Source organism: Niastella vici, from assembly GCF_002077945.1.
Classification (GTDB): Bacteria; Bacteroidota; Bacteroidia; order Chitinophagales; family Chitinophagaceae; genus Niastella; species Niastella vici.
Genome location: NZ_LVYD01000108.1, coordinates 1 through 6,058 on the forward strand (window position 1 = coordinate 1; position 6,058 = coordinate 6,058).

The window sequence follows — 6,058 nt, forward strand, 5'->3', positions numbered from 1 at the left end:
TTCACGGGCTTTGCACAGCGCGATAGACAATCGTCCAGCCGGCCCGACCATAAAAATGAACCCTTCAGATCATTGGATCTGAAGGGTTTTTCTATTTTAATAATTTCGAATCTATTGGCATGAATTTTCTATTGTATTCATTATGATAAATTTGCGTAGGTTCGAATCAATTTTGGACCTGCGTATTATACATAATTAGGCTCCATCAATCACCCCATTATACCGTGCATCAACCATACGAGACGAGATTAGGCCACCCTGCTGACTTCAGGATTGAGTATTCTTTTTATAGTAAAGAAGAAGGTGGTAGAGAAAAACTACCTTTTCAGGGTATACGTTCAGATTTCTGGTATGATCATCAATGTCATGAAGTAAACTGGCTTTTTATGATTTGGCCTGAGTTTGAGGATCAGTCAGGAAATGTTATTTTGGATGATACAATACCAGTGCCCAAAACTGGAATTGCATTAATGTGGATCATCAATGATGAAAGAAGAATTTATCATCGGGATAAAATTAAGGTGGGGACGAAAGGTTATTTCAGAGAAGGTTCAAGAAAGACAGCAGTATGCGAGGTAATAGAAATCATTGGGCTATTAACAAATCCAACTACCAATAAGCGTTAAACCGCCAGCCATATGTCAATAGTTTTCGAATTGATTCCAAAAGATAAACCGGGTGTTGAAAGAGCTGAAAAGCTAATGGGACAATCTTTCAACGAGGTTCATTCCATCATTCATCAGCTCTTAGAATGGATTCCGGACATGAATTGGTCACCAACCAGGATGCATAAATTGCTTTATAGTTTCAGACTTGTCTTGCTACTGGTTATTGCAATTCCCTCCGTAGTTCTAGCCCAACATGGATTTTCTGCAAAGGAAGAAGCACTAAAGCTTTTTAATAAATACAAACCTGTTATTGAAAAAAAGAATAACGCATTTGTTGAAAACCCCAGGATTATATCTGGAGATATCAATGGAGATGGTAGAGAAGATTGTATTGTTTCATTTGTTATGACTTCAAGGAACAGTGGCAATGCAATCGTTGGACATGAATCAGCGATCTACTTGAACTCGGGAATGCGTATGAAGGTTGTCGGTGCTTTTCCGGCATTTAACTTTTGTTATACACTGGACCACATTCAAGATCAGGTAATTTTCGGAAAAGAATATGAATGTAGACCTCCATACGATAATGTTCTAAGGGAAAGGAAATTTGCTTATGTAGATGGAAAAATACAGGCGATTTTTTAGGCTTAGCTTAAACTCCATACCTTAGCCTACAAAAGTATCCTGTTTACATGTCGCATGCTTATAATATTGCATTTTGATCTTTCCAAAATTCAATAGCAGTTCTATAAGAGTTACTTTTGTTGCCTGTTTGATAGAGATAATTCATCATACTCTCTTCCAAAAGATCCTGTGAAATGTTTTCATAAGTATCAAATCTGCTACTATGAATTTCCAGATGAATTTTCATTTGATTTATATAAGCAAGCATCGACCTGCTGTTCGTTTTAGATACTACATACTTATCGGCAAGACCCGTTTCCGACTCTATAAAAGAAGATTGGAAGTCAAATTTCTTCAATAACAGGGGCAGCCGGTGCTTGAACTCTTCCCAAGTGCCACTAATGGTTTTCCCACGGCAGATTATGGAAAGCAGAGATGGCTCGTGAACATACATTACCATCAACTTTCCGGTAAAACCAGTTGACAACAGACTACAATACCAACTATGAAGCATTTGTCCCTCTGTGGCTTGTGAAATATGCAAAGAAGCTGTGAGTCGGGAAGTATTAAGTAGTTTCTGAGTTGCGCGAATAATAAGCATATTAACAATTGTATCGTTTTATGGTGTCCATCATTCAACGGAATTATTGCTTTTTCAACATTTTCGACAATTTATGTGCAGTATCTAAGATATAGGTGCACTCCTTTATATTCGCGAACATACGGGATGCGCTTCTGGAAAAATTTGACAATCCAATATAGGCGCCCATGATCTGCCCGGCAAGCGAAGCATTGGTATCTGTATCTCCGCCACAAAGTATGATTTCAGCAAGCACCTCTTCAAAACTGCTTTCCCTGATTTTACCAGCCGCAAAAATGGAAAAAGGTACCGATTCAATAACATGTCCGGATGTGCCCACTAAACCTGCCGCTTCGCGAATACCTAATGAGGAATTTGCCTGTAATTTTAAAAGATTATCCCGTACGGCGGTATCCGGCAGTTGGGGCGTAATTAATTCCAGCAGACTAATTCCAGGCAACCACTTGTTTGTTATAATGTAATGTAAAGAATAGAGGATTGCCAAACTTCCAACGTACGCTTCATCATTCTTATGCGTGATACTACACACGTCACGAATGAGTGTTCGATCTGTTTCCGGGTTGATAAAAAAAGCAAGTGGGGCGATGCGCATGGCGGCTCCATTGCCTGCAGCATACTCTCCCGACCGACCGGCAAGCGCCCAATGAGCTCCCATCTGTAAATCCCTCAGCGCCTTCAGAGTACTGGCGCCAAGCCCGGTCAATTTTCCTTTATTATACCAGGTGAGCATGTAATGTGCAATGCTGGCTGCAGATACCTGTCCGGATTCGATAATGGATTCGCAGGTAGCCATTGTAAGTTGTGTATCGTCAGTGATACCATGAACCATCTCTGCATTTATCCTTTCTATGTTCGATTGGCCTTCATAAAAGCTACCTATGGCGTCACCGATGGCGCCGCCAGCCAGACAACCTCCCAGTCTGTCACCAGCATTGATCTGTACCGGTTCATTTCCTGCAATGTTTGTAGTATTAGGCGTTGCGAAGCCAACCATTGAGTGCTTATAAATTGCGTTGTTTTCTTCGGATATATTCGTTGGCATAGGAAAAGGAACATCTTTTCCAAGGAGTAAGCGATCAATAAGGTAATTCAGGAAAGCAACATCGTACGCATTATTTAGCTGATTATACTGAGCATTGCTCCTGTTGACTATTGTTTGAGTAACCACATACGTGTTATCTTCCTGGGGTTGCATGATGATTTTATAGATATGGAATCCTGTCCAGCTACGATGAATATTTAGTATGTGGTTTTCGTAATAAATGAACCATTTATCTTCCATTTCTCTTGGAACTAAGCCCTGTCTTACACGCTCGAACTCTTCTGAAGAAAATATTCGGTGAAAATGTAAATTGTCAGTTTCATTGGGCATTGGTTCGGTTTTCCAATCTGTTTGATGTACTATATTAGACATGGTTGGAATAGCGTTTATTAAGCAAAATACAGCAACCTTTCTGTAATGGCCCCAAAAAGCGAAAAGTACTATTGATAGACTCTTTATAAAAGAATACAATATTTATCAAATATTCAAGTGCTTTATTTTCAATAAATCTTCAAGCAAAGAGTTAGACAATCGTCCAGCCGCCCCGACCAGAATTTACGAGGGTCTTCAAGTCGTTGGATTTGAAGGCTCTTTTGGGTTCGAAATATTCTTGTTGAAAATGACCGTACCGACATAATAAGCAGACGGAATACAATTTTTTCTTCTTTGGCGGAACTGTAGCAACAATAGTTCTATTCTCTAAAGCTGTTTCCGCCAACGTAAAGGTCAAAGTTTATTGACAGCCCAAATTCATTCATTCTTCTTATATCGGTTGTGTCAATATTGGGTCCGCCAATCATTCCATTTCCATTGTGAGTGTCCATCGCAACCTGAATATAACCGTTTGCATTGTCAACAAGTCGTTTTATGCCATCTTTGTCCTGCTCCAAATGGTCAAGTAACTTCTTTAGTTTGTCTTCAAACTCGTCTGGTTCAGGATTAGGCAGTATTGTGAAGTTGCTAAAAGTGTGATTTGATTTTCCTCTTTTTCTAAGGTCACCCTTATTCCAGGTTTCTGTTGGTGTCAAATTGGTCATTTCTTTTAACTCCTCAACCGTTAAAGTTTCTGATGTTGCTCTGAAATATACTCGATGATATGCCTCTGTCCCAACTCCTGTGACTTTATTTGTCTTCGTGTCAATATACACAGCAAAATAAAATCTTTCGGATAGCACCGGTAAGTATGCGATAATTGATCCGTCCTTACTTTCTCTGTCAATACGGTCAACTTTGATTTTATTGTCAGTATAAATTGGACTATGAATTTCAAGGTACTGTTCAGTCACTCCAAGTGTCTTTTGCTTGAATTCACTTTCAATGATTGCAATGGCTTGATCGTCTGTCATATTTTTAGTACTAAAATCAAAACGTTTGAGATGCATGACGAATATACAAATGAATTGCTGTCGAGTGCTCAATGTCCAACCATTCTATTACAAATGCAATGTTGGCAGCATTAGCTAATTAATAATAGCAATATGAGTAGGCCGGTTTTTCAGACACTTGATTTAAATTGTCATTTTGTCGCCCAAATTAATCAGTTTTTCATGATTGTGTTATACTTTATTGAGACTTACGAACTCCTTTAATGCCTTTAGATCCTGTATCAGCAGGTTCGAAATTCGTCCAGTTGTCTCGACGAAAATATGAAACCCTTCAAATGATTGGATTTGAAGGGTTTTTCCATTTGAATTATTTCAAATCAATTCAGGTATAAAATTCTATTATATTCATTGTGAATGCCTTTGGGATGGTTCGAATCAATTTTGATTTTGAGAAATTTCATGGTGAATTTAGGAAACAAACTGTAAGAAAATCAGGAGCAGAAAATAAATATTCTATTTTCACCGGCACGTTATATATTGGCTCCGTCAATCACTCACCATGCATCATCCATACGAGAAGAGATTAGGCCATCCAGCTGACTTTCGAGTTAAATATACATTTAATAATAAAGAAGAACGGGGTAGAGAAAGACTACCTTTTCAAAGGATACGTTCAGATTTTTGGTATGATCATGACTGTCATGAGGTAAACTGGCTTTTTATGATTTGGCCTGAGTTTGAGGATCAGTCAGGAAATGTCATTTTGCCAACTAAGTAGGGCTTGTACAAAAAAATCTTTGAATACTAATTGGTTTTATCGAATATGGTCTCCCAGGAACGCTCGCTGCCGAATAAGTTTGATTTTGCATTGGCCTGAACAGAAATAGACTTGCCATCATTGCTCAACTTCCAAACCTCTGTCACGTAAACAAGCATTTGTTTCTGAACATCTACATGATAAGGAGTGGGAACCATCAGGTGTACAATTGAGTTAACAGTCATAGTTTGTCTATCGGCGGACAACTTTACTGTAAACTTCTTCCCTCTTTCCGGGCCATTATTAATCTCGCTTTCTTTATCGTCGAAGGTCAGTTTCTCCTGGCTTATAACCGGTGCTGTGCCAGGAAGCGAGCTTGATACCTCTATGGTTAGAAAATTTGCCTGCTCTGCTATTTTCATTGTTTTAGCCAGCATACGATCACCCGAGTTATAGCAGCAAACAATATTTCCGCCCATACTTATCGACTCTTTGGATTTCCATTCGCCAGAAAAGTCAGCGCGATGAGTGCCATTTTTTTGTTGAGCCTGTACAGCAAAATAAATTACTCCTATTAACAGAATAATCAGGCTGTACAAAACATTTCTTTTATTTTTCATATCCTATTAAGGTTTGATACAGCGAAACTACTTTGATCCTTTCAGCTTGAAGGGTCAGGATTGTAAATTAAAATGTAAACTTTGTAAATTATTGTAAATAGTATGTTTAATGCCGATAACTGTTAGCCCAATCCCGCCACCGCTAAATACCTTGATAGCCGGCAACAACATCTATAAGGTATGCTTCCTACAGCTGCTGGTGAAACCGTAAAGCCAGTGACACCGGTACCTTGTCTTCCAGCACTGCCTGACTGGTAAGTGATCCCCCATTTCGTACGGTCGATTACGAGCGACGCCGTGGCAACAATATCCTCCTTCTGATAGATGACAGGTGGTGTTCAGATGCTTGATCGATTTGCCATTTTGTCATTAATTTAAACGGTCAATCCCATTTTATCAAGTCTCTATTGAGGCTTATAAACTCCATTAATACTTTCAAATCCTGTATTAGTAGGTTCCGGGTAGAGCGGTTCGTTGCCTC

General features: G+C 39.0%; 6 protein-coding genes. 2 read left to right on the plus strand and 4 right to left on the minus strand.

What is annotated here, in order from left to right:
• Positions 1-224: 224 nt before the first annotated feature.
• Together A3860_RS36220 and A3860_RS36225 are read left to right on the plus strand one after the other, a co-directional pair.
• Complete coding sequence (locus A3860_RS36220) at positions 225-626, plus strand: hypothetical protein (protein ID WP_081155492.1); 402 nt, start codon at positions 225-227, stop codon at positions 624-626.
• 12 nt (positions 627-638) lie between these two features.
• Entirely contained in the window at positions 639-1,253 is a 615-nt protein-coding gene (locus tag A3860_RS36225) for a DUF5071 domain-containing protein (RefSeq protein WP_081155493.1), read from the plus strand.
• A gap of 58 nt (positions 1,254-1,311) precedes the next feature.
• On the opposite strand, the gene A3860_RS36230 is transcribed toward A3860_RS36225, so the two are convergent.
• The 4 genes from A3860_RS36230 to A3860_RS36250 form a co-directional block, all read right to left on the minus strand.
• On the minus strand, positions 1,312-1,833 hold the full coding sequence (locus A3860_RS36230; RefSeq protein WP_081155494.1) for a DUF6933 domain-containing protein: 522 nt from the start codon (positions 1,831-1,833) through the stop codon (positions 1,312-1,314).
• 43 nt (positions 1,834-1,876) lie between these two features.
• Positions 1,877-3,205: an ADP-ribosylglycohydrolase family protein gene (locus A3860_RS36235; protein ID WP_216823591.1), complete on the minus strand. Its 1,329-nt coding sequence runs from the start codon at positions 3,203-3,205 to the stop codon at positions 1,877-1,879.
• A gap of 362 nt (positions 3,206-3,567) precedes the next feature.
• Complete coding sequence (locus tag A3860_RS36240) at positions 3,568-4,221, minus strand: DUF4279 domain-containing protein (protein WP_158085471.1); 654 nt, start codon at positions 4,219-4,221, stop codon at positions 3,568-3,570.
• Positions 4,222-5,004: 783 nt separating this feature from the next.
• Complete coding sequence (locus tag A3860_RS36250; protein ID WP_081155498.1) at positions 5,005-5,577, minus strand: hypothetical protein; 573 nt, start codon at positions 5,575-5,577, stop codon at positions 5,005-5,007.
• Positions 5,578-6,058: the final 481 nt, after the last annotated feature.